The organism is Mycobacterium sp. NGS49, from assembly GCF_059812565.1.
This window is the reverse complement of the sequence record NZ_JCALCX010000010.1, coordinates 37,776-62,119: the sequence shown is the minus strand read 5'-3', so window position 1 is coordinate 62,119 and position 24,344 is coordinate 37,776. Positions and strand designations below refer to the sequence as shown.

The following is a 24,344-nucleotide window of genomic DNA, read 5'->3' as shown; positions in this document are numbered from 1 at the left end:
ATGAAGGTTTCACTGTTCTACGAGTTCGCCTTGCCGCGGCCCTGGGTTCCCGACGATGAGCGTCAAATGCTGCAGGACTGCCTCGACGAGGTGGAGGCCGCCGACAAGGCCGGTTTCTCCACCGTCTGGCTCACCGAGCACCACTTCCTCGAGGAATACTGTCACTCCACCGCGCCGGAGATGTTTCTGGCCGCCGCCAGCCAGCGCACCGAGAACATTCGCCTGGGCTTCGGCATCATGCACCTGCCGCCAGCCGTCAACCACCCGGCGCGGGTGGCCGAACGTATCGCCACTTTGGACCTGATCTCCAATGGCCGAGTGGAATTCGGTACCGGCGAATCCTCTTCCGTCGGCGAGCTCGGCGGCTTCAACATCGACCCGGCCGACAAGCGGGCGCAGTGGGAGGAGGCCCTGGAGGTCTCGATCCGGTGCATGGTCGAGGAGCCCTTCACCGGTTTCAAAGGCGAGCACATCGAGATGCCGGCCCGCAACGTCATCCCCAAGCCACTGCAGAAGCCGCACCCACCGGTGTGGGTGGCGTGCACGCGCCCCGCCAGTGTGCAGATGGCCGCCCAGAAATGCATCGGCGCACTGAGTTTCGCCTACACCGGCCCCGGCCCGCTGGCCGAGCGGGTCAACGGCTACTACAAGGAGTTCGAGGAGAACGGCGTCCCGGTCACCCCGCAGATCAATCCGAACATTCTCGCCATCGGCGGTGACCTGTCGATGATGGTCGCCAACAGCGACGAACTGGCGCTGCAGCGCCTCGGAAAGGGCGGCGGATTCTTCTCTTTCGGCATCATGCACTACTACATGACCGGTGTGCACACCCCGGGGCGCACCGGCGTCTGGGAACGCTATCTCGAGGAGGTCGAGAAGGACCCGACCCTGGCCTACGGTCCCGGTCGCGGTGCGATCGGATCGCCCGCCACCGTGCGCGAGTTTCTACGTGGCTACGAGGAGAGCGGCGTCGACGAGATCATTCTGCTGCTCAACCCGCGCAGTCACGAGGGCACCATGGAATCCCTTGAGCTGATGGGCAAGGAGGTGCTGCCCGAGTTCATCGAACGGGACGAGAGGGCGGTGGCCGAGAAGGCCGCGAGACTGGCGCCGGTGATCGAGAAGGTGGAGGCGCGCCGGCCCGAGTCGACGATCCCGCCGTTCGACGAGAACTACTCGTTCGGCGGCCTGCCGACCGGGCGGGGCGGAAAGTTCACCGCCAGTGAGATCCCCGAGGCCATGGCCGAGATCAACGAGGGCCGTGTCCAGGCGGCACAGCGGGCGAAGGAGCAGGCCAACCAGTGACACCGAAAGCCGGCTGACCGTTGGCCCGCATCGATGAACTGTGGCGCTATGACGGCCGCCGTGCCGTGGTGACCGGATGCGCATCGGGTATCGGCGCCCAGGTCGCGCAGCAGCTCGGCGAACTCGGCGCGCAGGTGATCGGACTGGATCGGCATCAACCCGCTCTCGCAGTCAACGACTTTCGCGAAGTGGACCTGTCCGACCCCGTGTCGATCGACCGGGCCGTCGCGTCCATCGACGGCCCGGTCGATGCGCTGTTCAATGTCGCCGGCGTGTCCTCTGGAATCGGGAACCCGCTGCTGGTGGTCACGATCAACTTCCTGGGGATGCGCCATCTCACCGAGGCGCTGATTCCCCGGATGCCTGCCGGTTCGTCGATTGTGAGCGTGTCGTCACTTGCGGCGGCGGCGTACCGCGAGCACGCGCCGCAGGTCGCACCGTTGCTGCGCACGGCGACGATGCGGGAGGGTGTGCGTTGGTGTGAAGGCCACCCCGACACGCTGGGGGCGGGCTACCAGTTGTCCAAGGAAGCCGTCATTCTCTACACCATGGGCAGCGTGGTGGAACTGGGTAAGCGAGACATCCGGATCAACTGCACCGGGCCGGGGGTCACTGCAACCCCGATCCTCGACCAGTTGCGCACCGCGTACGGATCGGCCTACCTCGACGACATCGCCAAACCGCTGGGGCGGGTGGGTGACCCTGCGGAGCAGGCCGCGGTGCTGGTGTTTCTGAATAGTTGGGCGGCCAGCTATATTTCGGGCCAGGTGGTGTGGGTAGACGGTGGCAACGTCGGCGCCGCCATCGCCGCCGAACTCGAGGAAGGACCGGCCTGATGGCCAGTATGAGCGACTTCCGCAGAGCCGCAAAGGATCTCAGCAACTGGGGCAGGTGGGGAGATGACGATGAACTCGGCACGCTCAACTTCATCACCCCCGAGAAGGTGCGGCACGCGGCCGGCCTGGTCCGGCACGGCAAGGTGTTCTCCCTCGGTGTCGACTTCGGCTCGTCGGGACCACAGGGAGCTTTCGGGTTCCGCCACAATCCCATTCACGTGATGACAGTGGACGGGGGCGACGCGAACTCGCTTGCTGTGTACGGACCCGGATGGGACAAGAACCCTACCGCCGCTCAACTGGGCGGCTACCTGGTCGACAGCCCGTTCCGCTTCAACGACGACATGGTGATCATGCCGTTGCAGGCCGCAACCCAATGGGATGCGCTGTCCCACGTGTATTACGACGATCAGCTTTACAACGGCTTCCCGGCGGCTTCGGTCACCAGCGCGGGAGCCTTTCACTGCGGCATCGACAAGGTCGACGTCAAGGGCATCACCTCACGCGGTGTATTGCTGGATCTGGTCCGCCACCGCGGAGCCGAAGTGTTCCTCGAACACGGGAACCCCATCACCCCCGAGGAACTCGACGACGTCGTGCGGGCGCAGGGTGTGACCATCGAGTGTGGTGACATTGTGTTGATCCGAACGGGTTGGTGGGCAAGGTTTCTCATGACGGGCGACAGGATCGAGCCGTACTCCGGCCTGGACTGGCGTTGTGCGCGATGGCTGCACGACAACGAGGTCGCCGCGGTTGCCGCCGACAACCTGCAGGTCGAGGACCCGGTGTCCGGTGTCGAGGGAATGTTTCTGCCGTTGCATCTGCTCTGCCTGCGCGACATGGGCCTGATGCTCGGCGAGTACTGGGACCTCACCGCGCTGGCCGAAGACTGTGCCGCCGATGGTGTTTACGAGTTTCAACTCATCGCGCCGCCGCTGAGATTCACCGGCGCGGTCGGTTCCCCGGTGAACCCGATCGCCATCAAGTGATGGAGACACATCGCAGAACCATCGAAATCGACGGCCTGGCGACGAGTTACCTCGAGTCCGGCGATGGTGACCCGGTGGTGCTGTTGCACGGCGGTGAGTTCGGGGCTAGCGCGGAGTTGGGATGGGAGCGCAACATCGGCGCGCTCGCGGCACATTACCGCGTGCTTGCCCCCGACCAGCTCGGGTTCGGCCAGTCGGCGAAAGTCATCGACTTCGTCAACAGCCGAGCGATGCGGATCCGGCACGTCGCGCGATTCTGTGCGGTGCTGGGCGTCGAGTCGGCGCACTTCGCCGGAAACTCCATGGGCGCCATCAACTTACTCGCCGACGCAACGTCGCAGACACCGTTGCTGCCGGTGCGTAGCATGGCGATCATCTGCGGTGGCGGGGAAATTCGGCAGAATCACCACTTCGAGGCGCTGCAGCAGTACGACGCGACGCTACCGGCTATGCGCAACATCGTCGACGCACTGTTCTACGACACCGCCTACCCGGCCGACGAGGACTATGTGTGGCGCCGCTTCGAGTCCAGTACCGCGCCCGGGGCATGGGAGGCCGTGGCGGCCGCGCGTTTTCGCCGCCCCAATGCCCCGGCACCCACGGCGCCGTCCGGTGCGCGGGCATACGAGCGGATCCGGGTGCCGGCGCTGGTCATCGAGGGGCGCGGCGACAAACTCCTGCCGCCGGGGTGGGCGGCGCAGATCGCCGGCCAGATCGAGGGCGCCCGTTCGGTGGTGGTGGACGAAGCGGGGCACTGCCCGCAGATCGAGCAGGCCTCCGTGGTGAACCGGTTACTGCTGGACTTCTTCGGACGGTAGTACGCAACCGGCATCAGAAGACGTATTCGAGGCGTGTCTGCATGCCGGCCTCCTGATGGTAAGTGTTGTGGCAGTGCAACATCCAGATCCCCGGATTATCGGCGATCAGGACGGCGCGCAGCTTCTGCCCGGGGAGCACGATCACGGTGTCCTTGCGGGCGCCCAGCGTGCCGTCGTCCTTGATCACCTGAAATGTGTGGCCGTGCAGGTGCATCGGATGCCACATCATGGTGGTGTTGTCGAACGTGAGAGTGGTGTGCTGCCCCTCCCGCACCTGTATCGGTTTCGTCCTGCTGTATGGCTCGCCATTGATCGTCCAGTCGTACTTGGCCATCGTGCCACCCAGTACCACGGGCAGGTCGAGATTGGGGTCGGGACGGCCGAGATTGGCGGCGGTCACGGCCGTGAACATGTCAACGGTGCCGACCCGCCGGGTGAGTTCACCGGGCCGGAACTGCGGGTCGGGCGGGCTGCCCTTGCCCGTCACGAGCACGGCGCGGGCCAGGGCATTCTTGCCTTCGGCGGACGCGACCAGCGGGAACACCCCATCGGCGGCGGTCACCACCACGTCGTAGCGCTCGGCCATGCCCACCAGCAAAGCGTCCACCTGTGTGGGGATCACCGGGTAGCCGTCGGTGTGGGTGACCGTCATCGTGTGCCCTGCCAACGCGACGCGGAATGCCGTGTCGGAGGCGGTGTTGATGATCCGGATCCGAATCCGCTGCTGGGGCTTGGCGTTGAAAGTGGTGGCCGCCTCGGGAATCCGTCCGTTGATCAGATAGTAGGGGTAGGCGATGTCCCCGGCGTCACCGCCGAGCAGCTCGCTCTTACCGACCCCGGCCGGCATCCCCGGCATACCCGGCATGCTGTTGGCCGGGCTGGGTGAACTCGCCGGCGACGTGCCGGTCGGGCTGGTGCCCGTGGTCGCGGGTGCCCCCGTCGTGGTGGTCACGGAGGTGGAGGTCGGCGTGGTCGTCGCCGCCGGAGGCTCCTGAACGGGCGGCTTGTTGACCAGGGTGTCGTATAGCTGCTGCGGCGACTTTCCGACGCCATCCGTCCAATCATCAAGCACCACAATCCATTCCGTGTCATAACTGCCCAGCTCGGTCGGATCGTCAATGATGATTGGCAGATACAGGCCCTTGTCGGCATCCAGGCCGGTGTGCGGATGTGCCCAGTAAGTGCCCGCATTCGGCACCGAGAACCGATACGTGAAGTCCTGACCCGCGGGGATATTGGGGGTGGCGGGCGCGGCACCGTCCATGTCGTTACGCAATGCGACACCGTGCCAATGGACCGAGGTGGGGCGGTCGAGCCTGTTGCTGACCGAGACGACGACCTCGTCGCCGACCGTGGCCCGGATCAGAGGGCCGGGGATGCTGTCGCCGTAGGCCAAGGTGTCGACGACTCGGCCGCCGATGTCGATCTTGGCGGACTGCGCTGTCAAGCCGGCGGTCACGGTACGACCACTGTGCGGCCGGGCCGCCTCGGCCGCGGCTATGGCGGCGGACATCGGCGAGGGCGGCGGAGTTGCCCGGCCGCATCCGGCCAGGGCGAACCCGCCGGCGATGCCGGCGGCGATGAAGCCACGCCTGCTCAGACGTGCGTCGAACGGATGACCGGGTGTCGGCAGTGCCGGCATTGACTGCTCCTCGTCTGCGTCGTGCTGGTTATCGAGAGAAGGCGCCTACCACCCTGCTCAGGTCGATGTCATAGCGCAACCCGATTGCGAGCGCGACCCCACTTGGCATGATACCCATGGGGGGTATACAGTGGGCCGCATGACCGGCCGGCGCGCGATGTGGACGCGATTCGCGATGGGCGCGGTTGTCTGGTCGGTCGTCGCGGCGGTGGCGCAGTGCTGGATGGCGCAACCACAACACCACGCCGCCCACCACGGTCACCCCCTGGCCGCGGCGGTGGGCGGGGAGTTCGCGGTCGACAGCACGCATGCGCACGCTACGGACGATGCGGGACAGCCCTGCCCGCTGCACCTGGCCGCGATTGCTCTTCCCCATTCGGACGCAATGACTTTCGCGTCACACATAGTGGCCGGGGCCGTGGCAGTCGCCTCGGTGCAACAGCAGTTCATGGTGCCCGCCGGCCGCGGCCCTCCCGGGGTGCTGCACCTGCCAGGCTCCGGCCGGGATCTGTTGACTCGCTACTGCCTGGCTCGTCGCTGACGGGTCAGCGTCAGGTCGTGATGGCCCTCACCACGACCGGTGACTGCTGACCCCGACCGCGCCGCGCATTTTTGCCGGCCCGAGCAGAAGCGACGGAAAATGAACCACAGTCTGCACGTACCCAACCGCTCACATCAGGCATCCCTGCGCCCGCGCCGGGACCGGCACCGCGTCCTGCCAGACGGATACCGACTGGCCCCGGGCCCGAATCGGCACCCAGGAACCATGGTCGGCAACACGCCCGTGCTGTGGGTGTCCGGCACCGAAAGCCCGGTCGGCGCCGCCGGACGCGGATTCTGGGCCAAGCTCGAGGGATTCAACCCCGGCGGAATGAAGGATCGCCCTGCCATGTACATGGTCGAGCGGGCCCGCGCCCGCGGCGATCTCGCCCCCGGTGCGGCAATCGTCGAATCGACCAGTGGCACGTTGGGATTGGGCTTGGCCCTGGCGGGAAATGTGTACCGGCACCCGGTCACCCTGGTCACCGACCCCGGTCTGGAGCCGATCGTCGCCCGCATGCTGAGCGCGTCGGGCGCCCGCGTCGATATGGTCGCCGAGCCGCACCCGGTCGGTGGTTGGCAGGAGGCCCGCAAGGACCGCGTCCAGCAGCTGTTGGCGGCCGACCCGTACGCCTGGAACCCCGACCAGTACAGCAACCCCGACAATGTCGACGCCTACCGCTCGCTGGCGCTGGAGATGGCGGTCCAGCTCGGGTGCATCGATGTCCTGGTGTGCTCGGTGGGCACCGGCGGCCACTCGGCCGGCGTGGCCAGAGTATTGCGGGAATTCAATCCGGACTTGCGGCTGATCGGCGTCGACACCATCGGCTCCACCATCTTCGGCCAGCCCGCGGCCGGCCGGCTGATGCGTGGTCTGGGATCGAGCATCTATCCCGCCAACGTCGACTACGACGCCTTCGACGAAGTGCACTGGGTCGCCCCTGGTGAGGCCGTCCGGGCGGCACGCGATCTGGCTGTCACTCACTACGCGAGCGGCGGATGGAGTGTGGGTGCGGTCGCGCTGGTGGCGGGATGGGCCGCGCGCACTCTGCCCGCCGGTACCGCCATCGCCGCGATCTTTCCCGATGGCCCGCAACGGTACTTCGACACCATCTACAACGACCGGTACTGCAACGAACACGACCTACTCGGTGGCCGGACCGCAACCGATCCCGACGAGATCGCATCACCCATGGACACGGTGGTCACCCGCTGGACGCGTACCACGACGGTCGTCAACCCGAACCAGGCGGTGGCCTGATGCGGTTCCTTGCCGAGTTCCGCGGCTTCAACCGCCCCAGCCGGGTGCTGATGATCAACCAGTTCGGCATCAACATCGGCTTTTACATGCTGATGCCCTACCTGGCGGACTATCTGGCCGGTCCGCTCGGGATGGCGGGTTGGGCGGTGGGTCTGGTGCTCGGCGTGCGCAACTTCTCCCAGCAGGGCATGTTCTTCCTGGGCGGCACGCTGGCCGACCGGTTCGGCTACAAGCCGCTCATCGTGGCGGGTTGTCTGCTGCGCACCGGCGGTTTCGGCCTGCTGACGGTGGCACAGACGCTGCCGTCCCTGCTGATCGCCTCGGCCGCAACGGGTTTCGCAGGAGCGCTGTTCAATCCCGCGGTGCGCGCCTACCTGGCGGCCGATGCCGGTGACCGCGAGATTGAAGCCTTCGCGATGTTCAACGTCTGGTACCAGGCGGGCATCCTGCTCGGGCCGATGCTCGGACTTGCCTTGCTGGCGTACGACTTCAAAGCGACCGTCCTGGGCGCGGCGGTGGTGTTCGCCGTTCTCACCGTGGCCCAGCTGTCGGCTCTGCCCCGGCATGCGGCCGACGCCGCACCGACGCCGATCCTGCACGACTGGCGGACGGTGCTGGGTAACCGCCGGTTCCTCGGGTTCGCCGCGGCCATGACGGGCGCCTACGTTTTGTCGTTCCAGATCTATCTGGCGTTGCCCATGCAGGCTGCCCTGCTGGTGCCCGGTCACCAGTCTGCGCTCGTTGCAGCGATGTTCGCGGTGTCGGGATTGGTGGCCATCGCCGGTCAGCTTCGCATCACCCGATGGTTCGCGGCGCGCTGGTCAACCGGGCGCAGTCTGGTTGTCGGTGCCACCATCGCGGCGGCTTCCTTCCTCCCGCTGGTGCTGGTTCCAGACCGGCGTTTCGGAACGGCAGCCGCGGTAGCGGCATTGTTGCTGACCGCCGGCCTGCTCGCCATCGCATCGGCGGCACTGTTCCCCTTCGAGATGCGTACCGTGGTCGCGCTGTCCGAAAACAGGCTGGTCGCCACGCATTACGGGTTCTACAGCACGATCATCGGAGTCGGAATCCTTGCCGGCAACGTTTTGGTCGGGTTGTTGACGGGCGTAGCGCAGCGGCTGAACGCCGACGAAATAGTCTGGGGTGGAATGATTCTCGTCGGTCTGGTCGCGGCGGCGGGGTTGTCCGGACTGTTCATCTCCCGACCGGCGTCGCCCGACCGCGACGTCGCCGATAGTGCCGCACAATCCGCCTAGACCGCCGCGCCGCCCCCGTCGACATGCAGCGTGGACCCGGTGATGAAGCTGGCCCGAGGCGAGCTGAGGAACAGCACCGCCTCGGCGATCTCGGCCGCGTGGGCGGTGCGTCCCAGCGGCAGCGCTTTGCCGAGTTCGTCGTTGACGTCCTCCCATTCGGCGGCGACTCCGGCCGTGCGGGTGGGGCCGGGTGCCACACTGTTCACCCGCACCCCACTCGCGCCGAACTCCGCGGCCCAGGTGCGGGTCAAAGACTCCAGGGCGGCCTTGGATGCGCTGTAACCTGACCCGCCCGGGATGCCCTTGAAGGCGGCCATCGTGGTGATGTTGACGATGCTGCCGCGACCACGTCGCAACATCCCCGGCACCAGGCCGGCGACCAGGAAGTAGGCGCCGCGGACATTCGTGTCGAACATCGCCTCGAAGCTCTCCGGATCCTGATCAACGGTCAGCGCCGACCGGAAGCCGGCGGCGTTGTTGACGACGATGTCGACCGCACCGCACTGCTGCACCAGCGCACGCACCGACTCGGCATCGCCCATGTCGACCTGAATGAACCGTGCGTGGGCGCCGATCAACTCGACCGCCCGTTCGCCCCGGGCGCGGTCCCGGCCCGAGATGACGACGCCGGCCCCTTCGCTGGCCAGCAACCGCGCCGATTCCAGCCCGATTCCGGCCGTTCCTCCGGTGACGACCGCAGTGTGGTTGATCAGCTCCATCGGGATTGATCCCTCAGTGCGCGGCGCTGGGCAGGTGAGCGGCGGCCCAGTCCTCGAAGCGGGTTTGGTAGATCGTCACCTCTTCACCGTCGACCGGAACGATGCTGAGACCGTCGAGGACGGCGCCGAAGTACCGGGCAGTCGGATCGGTGACCACCTCGCGAGGGTCGCCGTGTGCGGCCAGACCGATGCGCACAAAGTCGTCCATGCCGTACTTCACCGGGCCGGCGATATTGGTGATTCCGTTGGTCGGTTCGTTGACCGCGGCTTGGATCACGCCTGCCGCAACGTCTTCGGCGGCGACCGGCTGGATGGCCGCGTCGTGCGAGAGGCGGACGGTGTCACCGTCGGACGCCGAATCGGCGATGCCCTTGACGAATTCGAAGAACTGGGTGGCCCGGACGATGGAGTGCGGGGCGCCGGACTCGGTGATCAGCTTCTCCTGGGCGGCCTTGGCGCGCAGATAGCCGCTTTGCGGTACCCGGTCGGTTCCGACGATCGACAGCGCGACATGGTTGCGGACACCGGCGGCGCGCTCGGCCTCCAACAGGTTTCTCGTTGAACTGGTGAAGAAGTTGAGCACGTCGTCGTCGGCGAACGACGGTGAGTTCGACACATCGACCACGACGTCGACGCCGGTCACGGCGTCCGCGACGCCCTCGCCGGTGACGCTGTTGACGCCGGAGCTGGGCGAGGCCGGGATGGCTTCGTGTCCCAGCTCAGTGAGGTTGGCGACCACCTGTGATCCGATGAGCCCGGTGCCGCCGATGACCAAAACCTTCATTGCCCCGCCTTTCAAGCTTCCCGATGTCTGGCGTACCGAGCATGACCCGGCAGCCGGGCCGATCGAGCCCTTGAAAGTCCGTAGTCAGTCGCGTGGTCCGTCCGTGGCGGCGGTGCGGAGTTGGCGGCGCGACTTGATGCCGAGCTTGACGAAGACCTTGCGCAGGTGCCATTCCACGGTGTGGGTACTGATGAACAGTTGCGCGGCGATCTCGGGGTTGGTCAGTCCGTCACCGGCCAGCTTGGCGATCTGCGCCTCCTGGGCGGTCAGCTCGCCGGCCGTGTGGTCGAGCGCCTGGTCACCTTCTGCCCGGTCACCAGCAGCTCGCGGCGGGCACGCTCGGCGAAGGCCTCGGCGCCCATCCGGGTGAACATGTCATGAGCCGTGTGCAGCTCGGCGCGGGCGTCGACGCGGCGGTTGCAGCGGCGCAGCCATTCGCCGTAGACCAGGTGCGCGCGGGCCAGTTGCACCGCGATCCTGGTGTTGCCGAGCTTCTCGATGGCTGTCCGGTAATGGGCCTCGGCCCGGCGGTGGTCGGCCAACAAAGCCTGCGATCGAGCCAAAACGCCCGCCGCCCAATCGGTTCCGCTATTGCGTGCGCGTTCCTCGAGTTCGCCGAGCGCGTCGCGCGCCGCGTCGGGGTCACCGCATCGGACTCCGGCTTCGATCACCTCGACCAGGGTCCAGCCGAACAGGCCCAAGTCCTCGTCCTCGCATGCTTGCCGCGCGGCAGTGAACGCCTCGTCGTAGCGGCCCAAGCCGTTGTAGAGCACGGCGAGGGCGAAATTCGTCAGGCCCACCACCCGGCCTTCGCCCCGGGCGACGCCGTCATGATGCGCCGACTCGATCAGGCGCAGCGCGTCCGGCTCGCTGCCGCGCAGGGCGGCCAGCAATACCGAGTGGTACTTCACCGGCGCGTATCCGGTGGCGGTGGTGATGGCGTCGGCCTCCTCGATCAGTGCGGCGGCCGCGGCGAACTCACCCGCCTGGACGTGTACGCCGGCGCGGTAGACCAGTGCCAGCGGCAAGACGGCCAGTGCGCCCGCGTCGCGGGCCAGGCGCACCGCATGGGTGGCCAGCTGGTGCCAGAGTTCGTCGTCCCAGAGTTCGTGGGCCGCCGACTCCTGCACGATCGGGAAGGCCTGCCAGAACCACCGCATGACATCGGCGCCGCCACCCTCGGCTTCCGAACGGATCAGGGTCAGCGCGTCGCGCAGCTTCCCGAGGCTCGCGGCATGACCATCGGTGGCACGGACGGCAATACCGTCGAGCAGCAGGTCGACGGCCCGTACGGGCTGCGGTCCGGGTGGCGCGGCGCGCGCGGCTGCCGCCGTCATCCGGATGCCGCCGTACGGGCACAGCCGTCCGCCGAAGAGTGCGGCTCCCACCGCTTCCAGATAGGTCTCCCGGGACTGTCCGGTGTCGACGGTGGCGAGTTGGCGTGCGGCATCCAGCAACCCGACGGCGGAATCCGACACCGTCGGCGCGTCGACGTCGCCGTTGCGACTCCGGGCGAAGGCGATCTGGGCCCGCAGCCGGGTGAGCCGGGCGCGCTGCAGGTCGTCCAGTCCGGCGGCGGCGCCGGACTCCGCGACGGCCAGCAGCTCCTCGGCCGACTCGAACGCCGCGGCGTCCCGCTTGGCCTGGGCGGCGGCCAGCGCCCGACTAGCGCGACGGACCGGGTCGGCGGTGAGTTGGGTGGCCCGCTCCAGGAACGCCGCGGCGGCCGCCACTCCGCCTCTGGCCTGCGCGCGCTCGGCGGACCGTTCCAGCTGAACGGCGACGGACTCGTCGGCGCCGGTTGCCGCGATGGCCAGGTGCCAGGCACAGCGGTCGGGATCGGCCGCACCGTCGGTCGCCTCGGCCAGCGCCCGATGCGCCCGTCGGCGTTCGGGCACACCCGCAGCGCGGTACGCGGCCGAACGCACCAACGGGTGACGGAACCGCACCCGTGTCCCGACGTTGATCAGCCCCGCTTCCTGGGCTCCGGCCGTCGCATCCGGGGGCAGGCCCTGCAGCTCGGCGGCACGCCGCAACAACGCCGCGTCACCGACCGGCTCGGCGGCAGCGGTCAACAGCAGTTGCTGGGTGTGGTCGGGCAATCGCTCGATCCGTCTCAGGAAGGTCTGCTCGATCTGCCCGGCCAGCGGTCGCGCGTCGGGCAGGCCGAAGCCGCCCGCCAACTCCTCGGTCGTCAATCCCCTGGGCAGTTCCAACAAGGCCAGCGGATTGCCACGGGTTTCGGCGACGATGCGATCGCGCACCTGATTGTCCAGCCGGCCCACGATTACCGAATCCAGCAATGTGCGCGCGTCGCCGGCATCGAGTCCCTGCACGATCAGTTCGGGCAGTCCGGCCAGCTCGTCGCTGCCCAGGCCGTCCCGGATCGCGAACACGATGCATGCCGGCTCGGCGACCAGGCGGCGAGCCGCGAAAGCCAGCGTCTGGGCCGAAACACGATCGATCCATTGCGCGTCGTCGACCAGGAAGAGCAACGGCCGGCGCGTGGTGGCGCTGCCGACCAGGTTCAGCACCGCGAGACCCACCAGGAAGCGGTCAGGAGCGGGTCCCGCGTTACGGCCCAGCGCGATCTCGAGTGCGTGGCGTTGCGGCGCGGGGAGTTCGTCAAGGCAGTCCAGTAGCGGCATGCAGAGTTGATGCAGGGCGGCGAACGCGAGTTCCATCTCGGATTCGACTCCCGACACGCGAGCCGTCCGGAACCCCGAGGCGCACCCGGCCACGAACTCCAGCAGCGCCGTCTTGCCGATACCTGCCTCACCGCGCAGGACGAGCACCTGACTCTCGCCCGACCGCGCGAGGGACGTCAGACGCTCCAGGGCCGTGCATTCCGTGCGCCGCCCCCGTAGACGTGGTGCTTGATCAGCGTTGCTCACCTGGACGTTGAGATTACTCACTACGTGGGAGCGATGTTTAAATCAACTGCTTGACTTAACAACGTTGCCCCGTTTAACTCGACGAGTGGCCAACGAACTGGCGGACAAGGTCGCGCTCGTCACGGGCGGTGCGTCGGGAATCGGTCGCGGCATAGTGGAGCGCTTTGCCGCGGAGGGGGCCCGAGTCGTCATAGCCGATGTCCAACGGGACCTCGGTGCGGAGCTGGCGAGCGGACTGGGGACGGCCGCGGTATTCCGTCGCACCGATGTCTCCGATCCCGAACAACTCGGGATGGCGGTCAGCACGGCCGTCGAGGAGTTCGGCGGGCTGCACATCATGGTGAACAACGCCGGCGTCTCCGGAACCATGCACCGTAGATTTCTTGAGGACGATCTCGCCGATTTCCACCGCGTCATGGCCGTCAACGTCCTGGGTGTGATGGCCGGTACGCGGGACGCCGCACGGCACATGGCCGCCCACGGCGGGGGATCCGTCATCAACATCACCTCGATCGGCGGGATCCAGGCCGGCGGCGGGGTGATGACGTATCGCGCTTCCAAAGCCGCGGTCATCCAGTTCACCAAGTCCGCGGCAATCGAATTGGCATCCCACGGGATTCGGGTGAACGCGATCGCGCCGGGCAATATACCCACCCCGTTGCTGTCCACCTCGGCGCAGGACATGGATAAGGAAAAGCTGGAGCGATACGAGGCGGCGATCCGGCAGATGATGCGGGAGGACCGGCCGCTGAAGCGCGAAGGCACGCCCGATGACATCGCCGAAGCGGCCTTGTATTTCGCTACCGACCGCTCGCGCTACGTCACGGGTACGGTACTGCCGGTCGACGGGGGGACCGTGGCGGGCAAGGCGATTCGGTCGGGAAGACGCGAAGGGTAGCCCGCTTGCGCGCACATTCGCGGCCAGATTGCGGTCGCGGTTGTGGTTGGGCGGACAATGACGACCATGGGTGCGATCTCGGCGCGAAAGGATCAGGCCATAGCGGGGTTCGCCGGCAAGGTCGCAGCGGTCACCGGAGCCGGTTCGGGCATCGGGAGGGCGCTCGCGGTGGAACTGGCGTCATCCGGGGCGCGGCTGGCGATCAGCGATGTGGATATCGAAGGGCTTGCGCAAACCGAGCAACTCATCCGGCGGATCGGCGCACCGGTACGGGCAGACCGGCTCGACGTCACCGAACGGGAGGCTTTCCTGGTCTACGCCGACAACGTCAAGGACTACTTCGGAACCGTCCACCAGATCTACAACATCGCGGGCATCGCCTTCCTCGGGGACGTCGAGGTCAGCCAGTTCAAGGACATCGAGAAGGTGATGGACGTCGACTACTGGGGCGTGGTCAACGGGACCAAGGCGTTTCTGCCGCACCTGATCGCCTCCGGCGACGGCCATGTGGTGAACATGTCCAGCATGTTCGGCCTGTTCGGCGTCCCGGGACAGGCCGCCTACAACTCCGCCAAATTCGCGGTGCGCGGATTCACCGAGGCGCTGCGCCAGGAGATGGCGATCGCCGGCCACCCGGTCGCAGTGACCGTCGTCCACCCCGGCTTCGTCAAGACGGCGATCGCGGCCAACGCCGGCCACGCCGAGGGACTCGACAAGGAAGCCGGCATCAGGTTTTTCGACAAGGTGGCGATCACCAGCGCGCGACGGGCGGCGCGGATCATCTTGAAGGCGGTGCGCAAGAAGAAGGCGCGAGTGGTGGTGGGGCCGGACGCCAAAGCCTACGAACTGTTGGTGCGTCTGGCACCGGCGGGTTACCAGCGCATCCTTGGGCCGATGACGGCACGTTTCCAAGCCGGACGATAGGCGGCCGTCGGTGCGAATCCGGACCGTCGCCCGCCTGGTTCTCGGAGCCTTCCTCGTATTTGCCGGGGTCGCCCACCTGAGCTTCGCCCGCACCGACTTCTACGCCCAGGTGCCGGCGTGGCTGCCGGTGAATGCCGACTTCGTGGTCATCGCTTCTGGATTGGTGGAAATCGGGCTCGGCGCCGGTCTGCTGGCGCTGACCAGGTGGCGGGCAGTGGTCGGATGGATCGTGGCGCTCTTCCTCGTCCTGGTGTTTCCCGGCAACATCGCCCAATTCACTTCGCACGCGGATGCTTTCGGGCTCAACTCCGACCTTGCGCGCGGAATCCGGCTGCTGTTCCAGCCGCTGCTCGTGCTCTGGGCGCTTTGGTGCACGGGTGCATGGTCGGCGTATCGGCGGCGATCTGGGAGCAGGGATTAAATCAATCGCTTGACTTAATTCGAGGATGCGCGTTGACTGGCGGGTATGACCACAGTCGGGCGGGCTGTTCGCGGCGACCGGGCCAGCTCAACCCAAGAAGCGATCCTGATTGCGGCCGAGCGACTGTTCGCGGAGCACGGCGTCTTTGCGGTGTCGAACCGGCAGGTCAGCGAGGCCGCCGGGCAGGGTAACAATGCCGCGGTCGGCTATCACTTCGGCACCAAGGCCGACCTCGTGCGTGCGATCGAGCAGAAACATCGCGGACCCGTCGAGGAACTGCGCGAGCAGATGGTGGCCGCCCTGCCCGAATCCGCCGGGATGCGTGACTGGGTGGCCTGCCTGGTCTGTCCGCTCACCGAGCACCTGGAGGTGCTCGGCAACCCCACCTGGTACGCGCGGTTCGCCGCCCAGGCCATGACCGATCCGGCGTACCACAACATCGTAGTGAAGGACGCGCTCAGCTCGCCGTCGCTGGTACAGGTCATCGACGGGATCAACAGCTGTCTCCCGGAGCTGCCGGTGGCCGTCCGGTTTGAGCGAAACATCATGGCGCGCAACCTGTTGATGCATACCTGCGCGGATCTGGAGCGTGCCCTGGCCGAGGGAACCTCGATGCCGCGACAGTCCTGGCGCGCCGCCGCTACCGGTCTTATCGACGCGATCGTCGGGCTGTGGCTGGCGCCCGTCACTCCTACCGAAGAGCTCCTTTCATGAAAGTCACTGTCGACCAGGATCTTTGCGCGTCGTCGGGCAACTGTGTGATGAACGCGCCGCACGTCTTCGACCAACGCGACGAGGATGGGGTCGTCGTGTTGCTCAACCCGAATCCACCTGCCGATCAGGCCGAGGCCACCCGCAAGGCCGCCGCATTCTGCCCGGCTCTGGCCATCCATATTGAGGAGTGAGGCGTGTCAGAGACGATGGCGAGTACCACCACGGAAACGGATACCGACGTCCCGGAGTATCCGATGCCCCGGGCGGCCGGCTGCCCATTCGCCCCGCCACCGGGTGTGATGGCGCTGGCCGAAGCCAGGCCGCTGTCCAGGGTGCGGATCTGGGACGGCAGCACCCCATGGCTGATCACGGGTTATGAGCAGTGCCGCGAATTGTTTTCGGATTCGAAGGTCAGCGTCGACGACCGGATGCCCGGCTTTCCGCACTGGAATGCCGGGATGTTGGCGACCGTGCACAAGCGCCCCCGGTCGGTGTTCACGGCAGACGGCGAGGAGCACACCCGTTTTCGGCGGATGTTGTCCAAGCCGTTCACCTTTCGGCGGGTGGAAGGGCTGCGACCGGCCATTCAGCAGATCACCGACGAGCACATCGACGCCATGCTGGCCGGCCCGAAGCCGGCCGATCTCGTCACCGCCATCGCGTTGCCGGTGCCGTCTTTGGTGATCAGTCAACTGCTCGGGGTCCCCTACGAGGACGCTGAAATGTTCCAGCACCACGCCAATGTCGGGCTGGCCCGCTATGCAACGGGTGAGGACACCGTCAAAGGCGCGATGAGCCTGCACAAGTACCTGGCCCAGCTGGTCGAAGCCAAGATGGAGAACCCGGCCGAGGACGCGGTGTCCGATCTGGCCGAGCGCGTCAAGGCCGGCGAGCTCAGTGTCAAAGAGGCCGCTCAGCTGGCGACCGGCCTGCTGATCGCCGGACACGAGACCACCGCCAACATGATCGGCCTCGGAGTGCTTGCGCTGCTGGAAAATTCCGACCAATTGCCGGCCATCCGCGATGCCGATGATCCCATGATCGTGGCTAACGCGGTCGAGGAACTACTGCGCTACCTGAGCATCATCCAGAACGGTCAGCGCCGGGTCGCCGTGGAGGACATTGCGATCGCCGGGGAGGTGATCCGCGCCGGGGAGGGCATCATCATCGACCTGGCTCCGGCGAACTGGGACGCACACGCCTTCACCGATCCAGACCGGCTCTACCTGCACCGCTCGGGGGCCGACCGCAACGTCGCCTTCGGCTACGGACGGCATCAGTGCGTCGGTCAGCAGCTGGCCCGCGCCGAGATGCAAATCGTCTTCCGCACGCTGTTCCGGCGGATTCCCGCCCTGCAACTGGCGGTTGGACTCGACGACGTCCCGTTCAAGCACGACCGCCTCGCCTACGGCGTCTACGAACTGCCGGTCACCTGGTAACGAAAGGCCAACGATGACTACATCAAGCACGCTGTACCCGCCGAAAGGCTTTGGCGCGCCCAAGGATCGCAAGGGCCACGCGCTCGGCAGCAACGTGGGGCTGCCGCCCGGCACCGAGGTGTTCTCGGCCGACAATCACATCTCGCTCGCCGCGGACATCTTCTACGAACGATTCCCCGAGGACCTGAAGGACAAGGCGCCGCGGATCTGGTACGAGGAAGGCGCGTATCAGGTGGGCCGCAAGGGCCAGTCGTTCCTGCCGGGTGACTTCAGCGCGGTCCTGATGCAATACGACGACCTACCCGGAGCGGCCAGCACCAACATCGAGGCCAGAATCCAGGAGTTGCGCGAGGACGGCGTCGACAAAGAACTCGCCTTCCCCAACGCGGTGCTGGCTCTTTTCCACTACCCGGACAAGAAACTGCGCGAACTCACCTTCCGTATCTACAACGAGTACATCGCCGAGTTGCAGGAGCGTTCCGACGGCCACTTCTACGGCGCCGGTCTGATCAACTGGTGGGACCCGGATGGCACCCGCAGGACCCTCGCCGAACTGAAGTCACTGGGGCTGAGGACATTTCTGATGCCGCTGAATCCGGGTAAGGACGACGACGGCAATCCGATCGACTACTCCTGCACATCCATGAGTGCGGTGTGGGACGAGATCGAGGCTGCCGGAATTCCCGTCACACACCACATCGGCGAGACCCCGCCCAAGAGCCCGTGCGAGTTCAACAGCGTTGTGGTCGGCATGATGATCAACATCGACGGATTCCGGGAGACGTTCTCCAAGTACATCTTCGGTGGAATCCTCGATCAGCACCCGAGGTTACGGATCGGCTGGTTCGAGGGCGGGATCGCCTGGGTGCCCTGGGCGCTGCAGGACGCCGAGCACCTGGTGGCGTCGTATCAGCACATGTTCAACCGGCCGCTGGAGCACGACGTCCGCTACTACTGGGACACCCACATGAGCGCCTCATTCATGGTCGACCCGCTCGGCCTGGAACTGATCGACCGGATCGGGGTCGACAAGGTGATGTGGTCCTCGGACTACCCGCACAATGAGAGCACGTACGGATATTCCGAGAAATCACTGGCGGCCGTCGTCGAGGCCGTCGGCCCGGACGATGCAACCCGGATCGTCAGCGGCAACATCAGCAAATTCCTCGGGCTGTGACCACTTTGGGGACCACTTTCGCGCAGCAAGACGGTGGTCTGACGATCCCGGAGACTCCTGATCTGACCAGGATGCGCCGCGAAACCGGGGCGCGGCTGCGCGCGGCGATGGTCGAGCGCGGCGTCGACGCCCTGGTGCTGCTCGGCAACAACGCGGTGGTCTACGCCACCGGGACGAGCTGGCCGCTGGGCGACGCAGGCCTGTCCTATGTCGAGCGGCCGGTGGCCGTGGTGCTCGCCGACGACGAATGGCCACATCTGTTCCTGCCGTTCCGCGAGGGCGCCGCCCACGAGTCCGAGCTGCCGCCCGACCACCTGCACGCCCCGGTATACCTCGAATTCGACGAGGGAGTAGCCGATTTCGCGCGGGTGTTGGCAGATCTGATCCCGGTCCGGGCCACGGTCGCGGCCGACGAACTGACCGGTGCCATGTCGCGCGCCCGCAACGCGTTGTTCCCCGGCGGTTTTCCCGTCGATGCGGCCGCGGTGGTCAGTGCGGCCAAGGTCATCAAGACTTCCGATGAACTGGCCTGTATCCGCACCGCGGTCCGCATCACCGACGAGGCGATGGTCGAAGTCCACCGGGCGCTTGCTCCCGGCATACGCCAGATCGACCTGTCGGCACGCTTCGTCCGCCGGGCCTTCGAACTCGGGGCGATGACCAGCATGCTGGAACCGATCTGGCAGGTGATGCCGCACAGCAAGGCCGAGGGCGTCTGGACCACACACGGTGACCTGGCCCTGCCGCTGTTGAGCACCGAACGCGAGTTGGTCAAGGGCGACGTGCTGTGGACCGACGTCAGCATCACCTATGCGGGCTACTGCTCCGACTTCGGCCGCACCTGGATTGTCGGGCAGGACCCGTCGCCGCGCCAGCAGGCACAGTTCCACAGGTGGCGGTCGATCATGGACGCGGTGGTGGGCGTGGCCCGCGCCGGAGCCACCGCCGCGGATCTGGGTCGCGCGGCCACGGCGGCCAACGGCGGCACCCGGCCGTGGCTGCCGCACTTCTACCTGGGCCACGGCATCGGCGTCAATGCGGCCGAAATGCCTATGATCGGAACGGATCTCGGCGAGCAATTCGATGAGGGTTTCGTCCTGCAACCGGGCATGGTGCTGGTGCTGGAGCCGGTGGTGTGGGAGGACGGCACCGGCGGCTATCGCAGCGAAGAGGTGCTGGTGATCACCGAGGAGGGCTCGATTCGCTTGACCGACTACCCCTATGACCCCTATGTCGACTGAAGTCCTGCCCGACGCGCGGGCGCTGCGCCTCGGGCGCCGGGAGCGTGCCCTGGTCCAGATGGCCGCCCACGACCTGGACGTGCTGGTGCTGGGCCGGCAGGCCAACGTTCGCTATGTGACCGGCGCACCGCAACTCTGGGTGGCCGGCACCCGTCCGTTCGGCCCGTCCTGTGTGCTGGTGCGGGCAACGGGTGCCGTTCATCTGCTCAGTACCTGGGACGAGGGCATCCCAGAGGACATCCCCCGGCAGAACTTGTACGGCATCTCCTGGAACCCGGTGAACACCATTGCCGCGCTGAGCCGGATCGAAGGTGCGTCCACCGCCCGACGAGTCGGAACCGATGCGTTGTCACCGGTTTTCGCGCAACTGCTGCCCACCGCCTTTCCCGACGCCGAACTGGTCGACGGTGAACTCGCCATGCGCGCCGCCCGGCGGATCAAGACCGACGAGGAGATCGGCGCATTGCGCGAATCCCTCGCGGTCGCCGAGTCCGGTCTGGCCGCGGCGGTGGCCGAATTGCGGCCCGGGGTAAGCGAACGGGAACTGACCGGGGTGCTGTTGGAGGCGGTGGCCGCCGGCGGAGTCAGCACGCCGTCCAATCAGGATGTGGCATGGGCGACTTCGCGTGAACATCCCTGGCGGCGCGCCGAAGGGGACGGCCGTGTGCAGGCCGGCCATCTGGTGGCGCTGTCGGCCGGCGTACTGGCCGGAGGGTACATCGCAGAGGTAGGCCGCACCTGGCCGGTGGGAGATGTCCCCGGTGCGGCGGCGCTGTTCGACCGCTGGCACCGACTGTGGGACATGCTGGTCGCGGTGTGTCAACCGGGAGCGGGAGCGGGCGAGCTGCTGGCTGCCTACGCCGCCGCGGGTGAACCGGCGCCGCCCATGCCGGTGGCGCGGGGACTGGGAATGGGTTTCGACCCGCCGGTCATCTCGGCTCGCCTGCCGCGGACCGCCGAGGAGGAGCGACTCGAAACCGGCATGGTGCTCGCCGTCACCGGCTACGTCTGGGAGCAGGGCGTCGGGGCGGTGTTCGGCCGAGAAGCGTTGTTGATCAACGCGGGCGGCGCCGAGGTGCTGACGGTCAGCCCTGCCTGGCAGGCGTAGGCGATGGGCGCGCGGCGCGAGCCCCGGGCAGACAAGATCATCCGGTACGACAAGGACGCGAATACCCGTATCGCCACCATCACCTTCGACCGGCCCGAGTACCTGAACGGACCCACGATCGCCGCGCGGCAGCGCTACGCCGACCTGCTGCACCGGGCGAGCATCGACGACGACGTGAAGGTCGTCGTGATCCGCGGAGTCGGCGACGATCTGGGCTCCGGGGCGGACCTCGAAGAGTTCATGCGGGCCAGGGACGCCGCAGAATCCGGACCGCTGCTCGCCGAATTCCGGCTCACGGCAGACGAAGTGAGCTATCCACCCAAGGGATCCTTCCGGCACGGTGCCTCGATCGGTCAGTGGTATGCCAATCCGAACTCGGGAATCCGCGGGCTGCAGGACTTCAAGAAGATCTCCATCCTGGAAGCCAAAGGCTACTGCTACGGCTGGCACTTCTATCAGGCCGCCGATGCCGACCTGGTAATCGCCTCCGACGACTCGCTTTTCGGGCATCCGTCTTTCCGGTACTACGGCTGGGGACCGCTTATGTGGTGGTGGGCCCAGACCATGGGCATTCGCAAGTTTCAGGAGATGGTGTTCACCGGGCGGGCGTTCACGGCCGCGGAAATGTATGACTGCAATTTTCTCAACAGTGTGGTGCCCCGTGCACGACTCGAAGCCGAAGTCCAGAAGCACGCGTTGGCGTGCGCCCGTAACCCCCCCACCGACACCGTGTTCATGCAGAAGACGTTCTTCGAGATCATGAAGCAGTTCCAGGGCGAGTACCTGGGCAGTCTGCTCAGCGGCTTCTTCGAATCCGCCGGGGGTAGCGCGCGCGCCGATGGCGGCGACTTCCGGCTCGACGACGCAATCGAGCGGGGGCTCGGCGATGCCGTCAAAGCCAACGACGACCATTTCCCGCCGGACTGGCGGTTGAGCAAGAAGGCGCGCCGCAAGGACCGGAAGGCCAAGCGCTAGTGGCGCCGGCACCACTCACCGATTACACCGTGGTCGACCTTTCCTCCGGGATCGCGGGTGCCTACTGCACCAAGCTGCTCGCCGACGGCGGTGCCGACGTCGTCAAAGTCGAGTCACCGCAAGGTGACTGGCTTCGGTCGTGGTCGGCGTCGGGCTCGTGTGCCGACACCGACGGCGCATTGTTCAGCTTCCTGGCCGGCTCCAAGCACAGTGTGGTCGCCGATACGGCGGCCGAAGACGACATCGAGCTGGTCGGACGCTTGCTGGCGGCGGCCGACGTGGTGGTATGGTCGTCCGAATCAACTGTGGCCGAGACCTTTACGCCAGATTCGATGCGGGAGCGGTATCCGCACCTCGTCGTCGCTTCGATCACCCCGTTCGGTTTGGCCGGCCCCTGGCGGAACCGTCCCGCAACCGAATTCACGCTGCAGGCCTGGTCGGGTGGAATCATCGGTCTTGGCCGCGGCGTGGCAGACCGCGCCCCGGTATTCGTCGGCGGTCAGGTCGGGGAGTATCTCGCCGGCGCCTACGCCAGCGCCGCGATCCTGGCCTTGCTGCATGGCGGTCGCGATAAGGGTCAGCTCATCGATCTTTCGATGCTGGAAACCCAGATCCTCGGTCTGACTTACTATCCCGTGACGTACTTCGAAATGCTCGGCCGGCCGTGGCGGGACGCCCGTCGGCTCACCGTCCCAGGGGTGGCGGCCGCGCAGGACGGACTGGTGGACCTCGGCTGCGGCACCGCACAGCAGTGGTTCGACCTGTGCGCCATGATCGGCCGCCCGGAGTGGATCGACGAGGATTCTCCGCTGTCGATCACCGAACTGGCCAACGTGTACGCAGCGGAGATCTACGAGTGGGTGCACAACCACCCCGCGGGCGAGGTTCGCGACCTGGCCACCGCGTTCCGGATTCCCAACGCGCCGGTGGCCAACGGCGCCACTGTCGCCGCACTGGATCACTTCGTCGAACGAGGATCGTTCATGCCCAACCCGCGCGACGGCTTCGTACAGCCGGGCCACCCGTACCGGATGCAGCCGGCGCAGCTGCGGGAACCGGGTCTCGCGCCCAGGCTCGGCGAACACACCGGGCATTACCGCAGAGCCGAGCTGACACCGCGGCCGGTACCTGCTGCGGTTCCGGAAAAACCTCCGTTACAAGGACTTCGGGTGCTGGACATGACGGCGTTCTGGGCGGGTCCGTCCTGCACCCACCTGCTGGCCATGCTCGGCGCCGAGGTCATCCACGTCGAATCCACCCGGCGTCCGGACGGCACCCGGCTCATTGCCGGCATCCCCGTCACCGAGGAGCTGTGGTGGGAGAAGTCCCCGATCTTCGCGGCGCTGAACACCAACAAGAAGGGCCTGACACTGGACCTGACCCGACCCCAGGGACGCGATCTGTTGCTCAAGCTCATCGGAACCTGCGACGTGATCGCGGAAAGCTTCACTCCCCGCGTTCTCGATCAGATCGGGTTGGATTTCGCGGGGGTGCAGGCGGTGCGGCCGGACGCGATCCTGCTGCGCATGCCCGGCTTCGGGCTGGACGGGCCGTGGCGGGACAACCCGGCTTTCGCCTACGTCATCGAATCGGCGGCAGGGCTGAGTTGGCTCACCGGTTACCCCGACCGCCCACCCTTCGAGCCGTATTCGGTCGGTGATCCCAACGCCGGTGTCCACGCGCTCAATGCGCTGCTGCTGGCACTGCAGCACCGCCGCCGCACCGGCGAGGGTGTGCTGGTGGAGGCGGCCATGGTCGACGCGGCCCTGAACATCGCGGCCGAACAGGTGATCGAATTCTCTGCGTACGGGGCACTGCTGCAGCGAGCGGGCAATCGCGGACCGGCGGCGGCGCCGCAGAACCTGTATCTGAGTGCAGACATCGACGAGTTCGGCCGCCTCGACAGCTGGGTCGCAGTCGCGGTGGCCTCCGACGAGCAGTGGAGCCGGCTGTGCCATGCGCTCGGATCACCCTCGTGGGCAACGGATCCGGCGCTGGCCACGGCGGACGGCCGGCGTGTGCAGGAGGACCTCATCGATGAAAGGCTCGCGCAGTGGTGCGCGCCCCGCACGCGCGATGAGATCGTGGCGAGGTTGTGGGAGGCCGGGGTGCCCGTCGCCAAAGTCATGCAGCCGCATCGACAGACGGAATTGGAGCAACTCACCGCGCGGGGCTTCTTCGAAGTCGTCGATCACCCGGTGTGCGGCCCGGCTAGGCTGAGTAGCGTGCCCATGCGCTTGCCAGGTGGACCGTGCCGGTTCCACCGAGGGCCGGCACCGCTGCTGGGCCAGCACAACGATGAGCTGTTGACCGAGCTGGGCCTGACCGAGGCGGAGATTGCCGATCTGGCGGCCGACGGCGTGATCGGCCGGAGCCCGCGGTGACCCGCCCTGGCGCGAGCAG

The 24,344-nt window shown here is 66.9% G+C and carries 21 protein-coding genes and 1 pseudogene; 18 read left to right on the top strand and 4 right to left on the bottom strand.

Annotated elements, in window-relative coordinates; all coding sequences use genetic code 11:
* From AC5Y7D_RS12345 to AC5Y7D_RS12330, 4 genes are read left to right on the top strand one after another with little or no spacing between them, the layout of a single operon-like run.
* Positions 1-1,305, top strand: coding sequence for an LLM class flavin-dependent oxidoreductase (locus tag AC5Y7D_RS12345; protein WP_499924254.1), 1,305 nt, complete (start codon positions 1-3; stop codon positions 1,303-1,305).
* A 20-nt stretch (positions 1,306-1,325) separates the two neighbouring features.
* Complete coding sequence (locus tag AC5Y7D_RS12340) at positions 1,326-2,141, top strand: coniferyl-alcohol dehydrogenase (RefSeq protein ID WP_499924253.1); 816 nt, start codon at positions 1,326-1,328, stop codon at positions 2,139-2,141.
* Positions 2,141-3,130, top strand: a complete 990-nt coding sequence (locus tag AC5Y7D_RS12335; RefSeq protein WP_499924252.1) for a cyclase family protein — start codon at positions 2,141-2,143, stop codon at positions 3,128-3,130. Before AC5Y7D_RS12340 ends, AC5Y7D_RS12335 begins: the two co-directional genes overlap by 1 nt.
* Entirely contained in the window at positions 3,130-3,948 is an 819-nt protein-coding gene (locus AC5Y7D_RS12330; RefSeq protein WP_499924251.1) for an alpha/beta fold hydrolase, read from the top strand. Before AC5Y7D_RS12335 ends, AC5Y7D_RS12330 begins: the two co-directional genes overlap by 1 nt.
* 13 nt (positions 3,949-3,961) lie before the next feature.
* Here AC5Y7D_RS12330 and AC5Y7D_RS12325 read toward each other — a convergent pair whose 3' ends face one another.
* Complete coding sequence (locus tag AC5Y7D_RS12325) at positions 3,962-5,590, bottom strand: multicopper oxidase family protein (RefSeq protein WP_499924250.1); 1,629 nt, start codon at positions 5,588-5,590, stop codon at positions 3,962-3,964.
* A gap of 139 nt (positions 5,591-5,729) precedes the next feature.
* On the opposite strand from AC5Y7D_RS12325, the gene lpqS reads away from it, so the two are divergent.
* The 3 genes from lpqS (at position 5,730) to AC5Y7D_RS12310 (ending at position 8,647) form a co-directional block, all read left to right on the top strand.
* Complete coding sequence (lpqS, locus tag AC5Y7D_RS12320) at positions 5,730-6,131, top strand: putative copper homeostasis (lipo)protein LpqS (RefSeq protein WP_499924249.1); 402 nt, start codon at positions 5,730-5,732, stop codon at positions 6,129-6,131.
* A 99-nt stretch (positions 6,132-6,230) separates the two neighbouring features.
* Entirely contained in the window at positions 6,231-7,391 is a 1,161-nt protein-coding gene (locus tag AC5Y7D_RS12315; protein WP_499924248.1) for a PLP-dependent cysteine synthase family protein, read from the top strand.
* Positions 7,391-8,647, top strand: coding sequence for an MFS transporter (locus AC5Y7D_RS12310; RefSeq protein ID WP_499924247.1), 1,257 nt, complete (start codon positions 7,391-7,393; stop codon positions 8,645-8,647). Before AC5Y7D_RS12315 ends, AC5Y7D_RS12310 begins: the two co-directional genes overlap by 1 nt.
* On the opposite strand, the gene AC5Y7D_RS12305 is transcribed toward AC5Y7D_RS12310, so the two are convergent.
* The 3 genes and pseudogenes from AC5Y7D_RS12305 to AC5Y7D_RS12295 form a co-directional block, all read right to left on the bottom strand.
* A complete protein-coding gene (locus AC5Y7D_RS12305) occupies positions 8,644-9,366 on the bottom strand; it encodes an SDR family NAD(P)-dependent oxidoreductase (RefSeq protein ID WP_499924246.1) in 723 nt (240 codons plus the stop codon). The two genes, AC5Y7D_RS12310 and AC5Y7D_RS12305, sit on opposite strands and share 4 nt — an antisense overlap.
* Positions 9,367-9,379: 13 nt before the next feature.
* Positions 9,380-10,150: an SDR family oxidoreductase gene (locus AC5Y7D_RS12300; protein ID WP_499924245.1), complete on the bottom strand. Its 771-nt coding sequence runs from the start codon at positions 10,148-10,150 to the stop codon at positions 9,380-9,382.
* Positions 10,151-10,234: 84 nt separating this feature from the next.
* Positions 10,235-13,044 (bottom strand): annotated as a pseudogene (locus AC5Y7D_RS12295) (helix-turn-helix transcriptional regulator).
* A gap of 85 nt (positions 13,045-13,129) precedes the next feature.
* On the opposite strand from AC5Y7D_RS12295, the gene AC5Y7D_RS12290 reads away from it, so the two are divergent.
* The 11 genes from AC5Y7D_RS12290 (at position 13,130) to AC5Y7D_RS12240 (ending at position 24,325) form a co-directional block, all read left to right on the top strand.
* The gene (locus AC5Y7D_RS12290; RefSeq protein ID WP_499924244.1) at positions 13,130-13,942 is read left to right on the top strand and encodes an SDR family NAD(P)-dependent oxidoreductase; all 813 of its coding nucleotides are present in this window, start codon (positions 13,130-13,132) and stop codon (positions 13,940-13,942) included.
* A gap of 99 nt (positions 13,943-14,041) precedes the next feature.
* Positions 14,042-14,866 carry an SDR family NAD(P)-dependent oxidoreductase gene (locus tag AC5Y7D_RS12285; RefSeq protein WP_499924442.1) on the top strand — a complete coding sequence of 275 codons (825 nt, stop codon included), beginning with the start codon at positions 14,042-14,044 and terminating at the stop codon, positions 14,864-14,866.
* A 16-nt stretch (positions 14,867-14,882) separates the two neighbouring features.
* Positions 14,883-15,287 (top strand): DoxX family protein, encoded by a 405-nt coding sequence (locus AC5Y7D_RS12280; protein ID WP_499924441.1) that lies wholly within the window; start codon positions 14,883-14,885, stop codon positions 15,285-15,287.
* A gap of 45 nt (positions 15,288-15,332) precedes the next feature.
* The gene (locus tag AC5Y7D_RS12275) at positions 15,333-16,001 is read left to right on the top strand and encodes a TetR/AcrR family transcriptional regulator (RefSeq protein ID WP_499924243.1); all 669 of its coding nucleotides are present in this window, start codon (positions 15,333-15,335) and stop codon (positions 15,999-16,001) included.
* Positions 15,998-16,192, top strand: coding sequence for a ferredoxin (locus tag AC5Y7D_RS12270; RefSeq protein ID WP_499924242.1), 195 nt, complete (start codon positions 15,998-16,000; stop codon positions 16,190-16,192). The genes AC5Y7D_RS12275 and AC5Y7D_RS12270 overlap by 4 nt, the downstream gene beginning before the upstream one ends.
* Before the next feature lie 15 nt (positions 16,193-16,207).
* A complete protein-coding gene (locus AC5Y7D_RS12265) occupies positions 16,208-17,440 on the top strand; it encodes a cytochrome P450 (RefSeq protein ID WP_499924440.1) in 1,233 nt (410 codons plus the stop codon).
* Positions 17,441-17,453: 13 nt separating this feature from the next.
* Positions 17,454-18,617: an amidohydrolase family protein gene (locus AC5Y7D_RS12260; RefSeq protein ID WP_499924241.1), complete on the top strand. Its 1,164-nt coding sequence runs from the start codon at positions 17,454-17,456 to the stop codon at positions 18,615-18,617.
* Positions 18,618-18,688: 71 nt separating this feature from the next.
* On the top strand, positions 18,689-19,858 hold the full coding sequence (locus AC5Y7D_RS12255; protein WP_499924439.1) for a M24 family metallopeptidase: 1,170 nt from the start codon (positions 18,689-18,691) through the stop codon (positions 19,856-19,858).
* Complete coding sequence (locus AC5Y7D_RS12250; RefSeq protein ID WP_499924239.1) at positions 19,848-20,966, top strand: M24 family metallopeptidase; 1,119 nt, start codon at positions 19,848-19,850, stop codon at positions 20,964-20,966. Before AC5Y7D_RS12255 ends, AC5Y7D_RS12250 begins: the two co-directional genes overlap by 11 nt.
* 3 nt (positions 20,967-20,969) lie before the next feature.
* Complete coding sequence (locus tag AC5Y7D_RS12245) at positions 20,970-21,941, top strand: enoyl-CoA hydratase/isomerase family protein (protein WP_499924238.1); 972 nt, start codon at positions 20,970-20,972, stop codon at positions 21,939-21,941.
* Positions 21,941-24,325, top strand: coding sequence for a CaiB/BaiF CoA transferase family protein (locus AC5Y7D_RS12240; protein WP_499924237.1), 2,385 nt, complete (start codon positions 21,941-21,943; stop codon positions 24,323-24,325). Before AC5Y7D_RS12245 ends, AC5Y7D_RS12240 begins: the two co-directional genes overlap by 1 nt.
* Positions 24,326-24,344 lie beyond the last annotated feature (19 nt).

Excerpts from the sequence above, each read along its gene's own strand:
- AC5Y7D_RS12270 (WP_499924242.1), top strand. The coding sequence starts at position 15,998 with ATGAAAGTCACTGTCGACCAGGATCTTTGCGCGTCGTCGGGCAACTGT.
- AC5Y7D_RS12275 (WP_499924243.1), top strand. The coding sequence starts at position 15,333 with ATGACCACAGTCGGGCGGGCTGTTCGCGGCGACCGGGCCAGCTCAACC.
- AC5Y7D_RS12345 (WP_499924254.1), top strand. The coding sequence starts at position 1 with ATGAAGGTTTCACTGTTCTACGAGTTCGCCTTGCCGCGGCCCTGGGTT.
- AC5Y7D_RS12335 (WP_499924252.1), top strand. The coding sequence starts at position 2,141 with ATGGCCAGTATGAGCGACTTCCGCAGAGCCGCAAAGGATCTCAGCAAC.
- AC5Y7D_RS12255 (WP_499924439.1), top strand. The coding sequence starts at position 18,689 with ATGCGCCGCGAAACCGGGGCGCGGCTGCGCGCGGCGATGGTCGAGCGC.
- lpqS (WP_499924249.1), top strand. The coding sequence starts at position 5,730 with ATGACCGGCCGGCGCGCGATGTGGACGCGATTCGCGATGGGCGCGGTT.
- AC5Y7D_RS12330 (WP_499924251.1), top strand. The coding sequence starts at position 3,130 with ATGGAGACACATCGCAGAACCATCGAAATCGACGGCCTGGCGACGAGT.
- AC5Y7D_RS12265 (WP_499924440.1), top strand. The coding sequence starts at position 16,208 with ATGGCGAGTACCACCACGGAAACGGATACCGACGTCCCGGAGTATCCG.
- AC5Y7D_RS12245 (WP_499924238.1), top strand. The coding sequence starts at position 20,970 with ATGGGCGCGCGGCGCGAGCCCCGGGCAGACAAGATCATCCGGTACGAC.
- AC5Y7D_RS12300 (WP_499924245.1), bottom strand. The coding sequence starts at position 10,150 with ATGAAGGTTTTGGTCATCGGCGGCACCGGGCTCATCGGATCACAGGTG.
- AC5Y7D_RS12260 (WP_499924241.1), top strand. The coding sequence starts at position 17,454 with ATGACTACATCAAGCACGCTGTACCCGCCGAAAGGCTTTGGCGCGCCC.
- AC5Y7D_RS12325 (WP_499924250.1), bottom strand. The coding sequence starts at position 5,590 with ATGCCGGCACTGCCGACACCCGGTCATCCGTTCGACGCACGTCTGAGC.
- AC5Y7D_RS12310 (WP_499924247.1), top strand. The coding sequence starts at position 7,391 with ATGCGGTTCCTTGCCGAGTTCCGCGGCTTCAACCGCCCCAGCCGGGTG.
- AC5Y7D_RS12305 (WP_499924246.1), bottom strand. The coding sequence starts at position 9,366 with ATGGAGCTGATCAACCACACTGCGGTCGTCACCGGAGGAACGGCCGGA.
- AC5Y7D_RS12315 (WP_499924248.1), top strand. The coding sequence starts at position 6,231 with ATGAACCACAGTCTGCACGTACCCAACCGCTCACATCAGGCATCCCTG.
- AC5Y7D_RS12250 (WP_499924239.1), top strand. The coding sequence starts at position 19,848 with ATGTCGACTGAAGTCCTGCCCGACGCGCGGGCGCTGCGCCTCGGGCGC.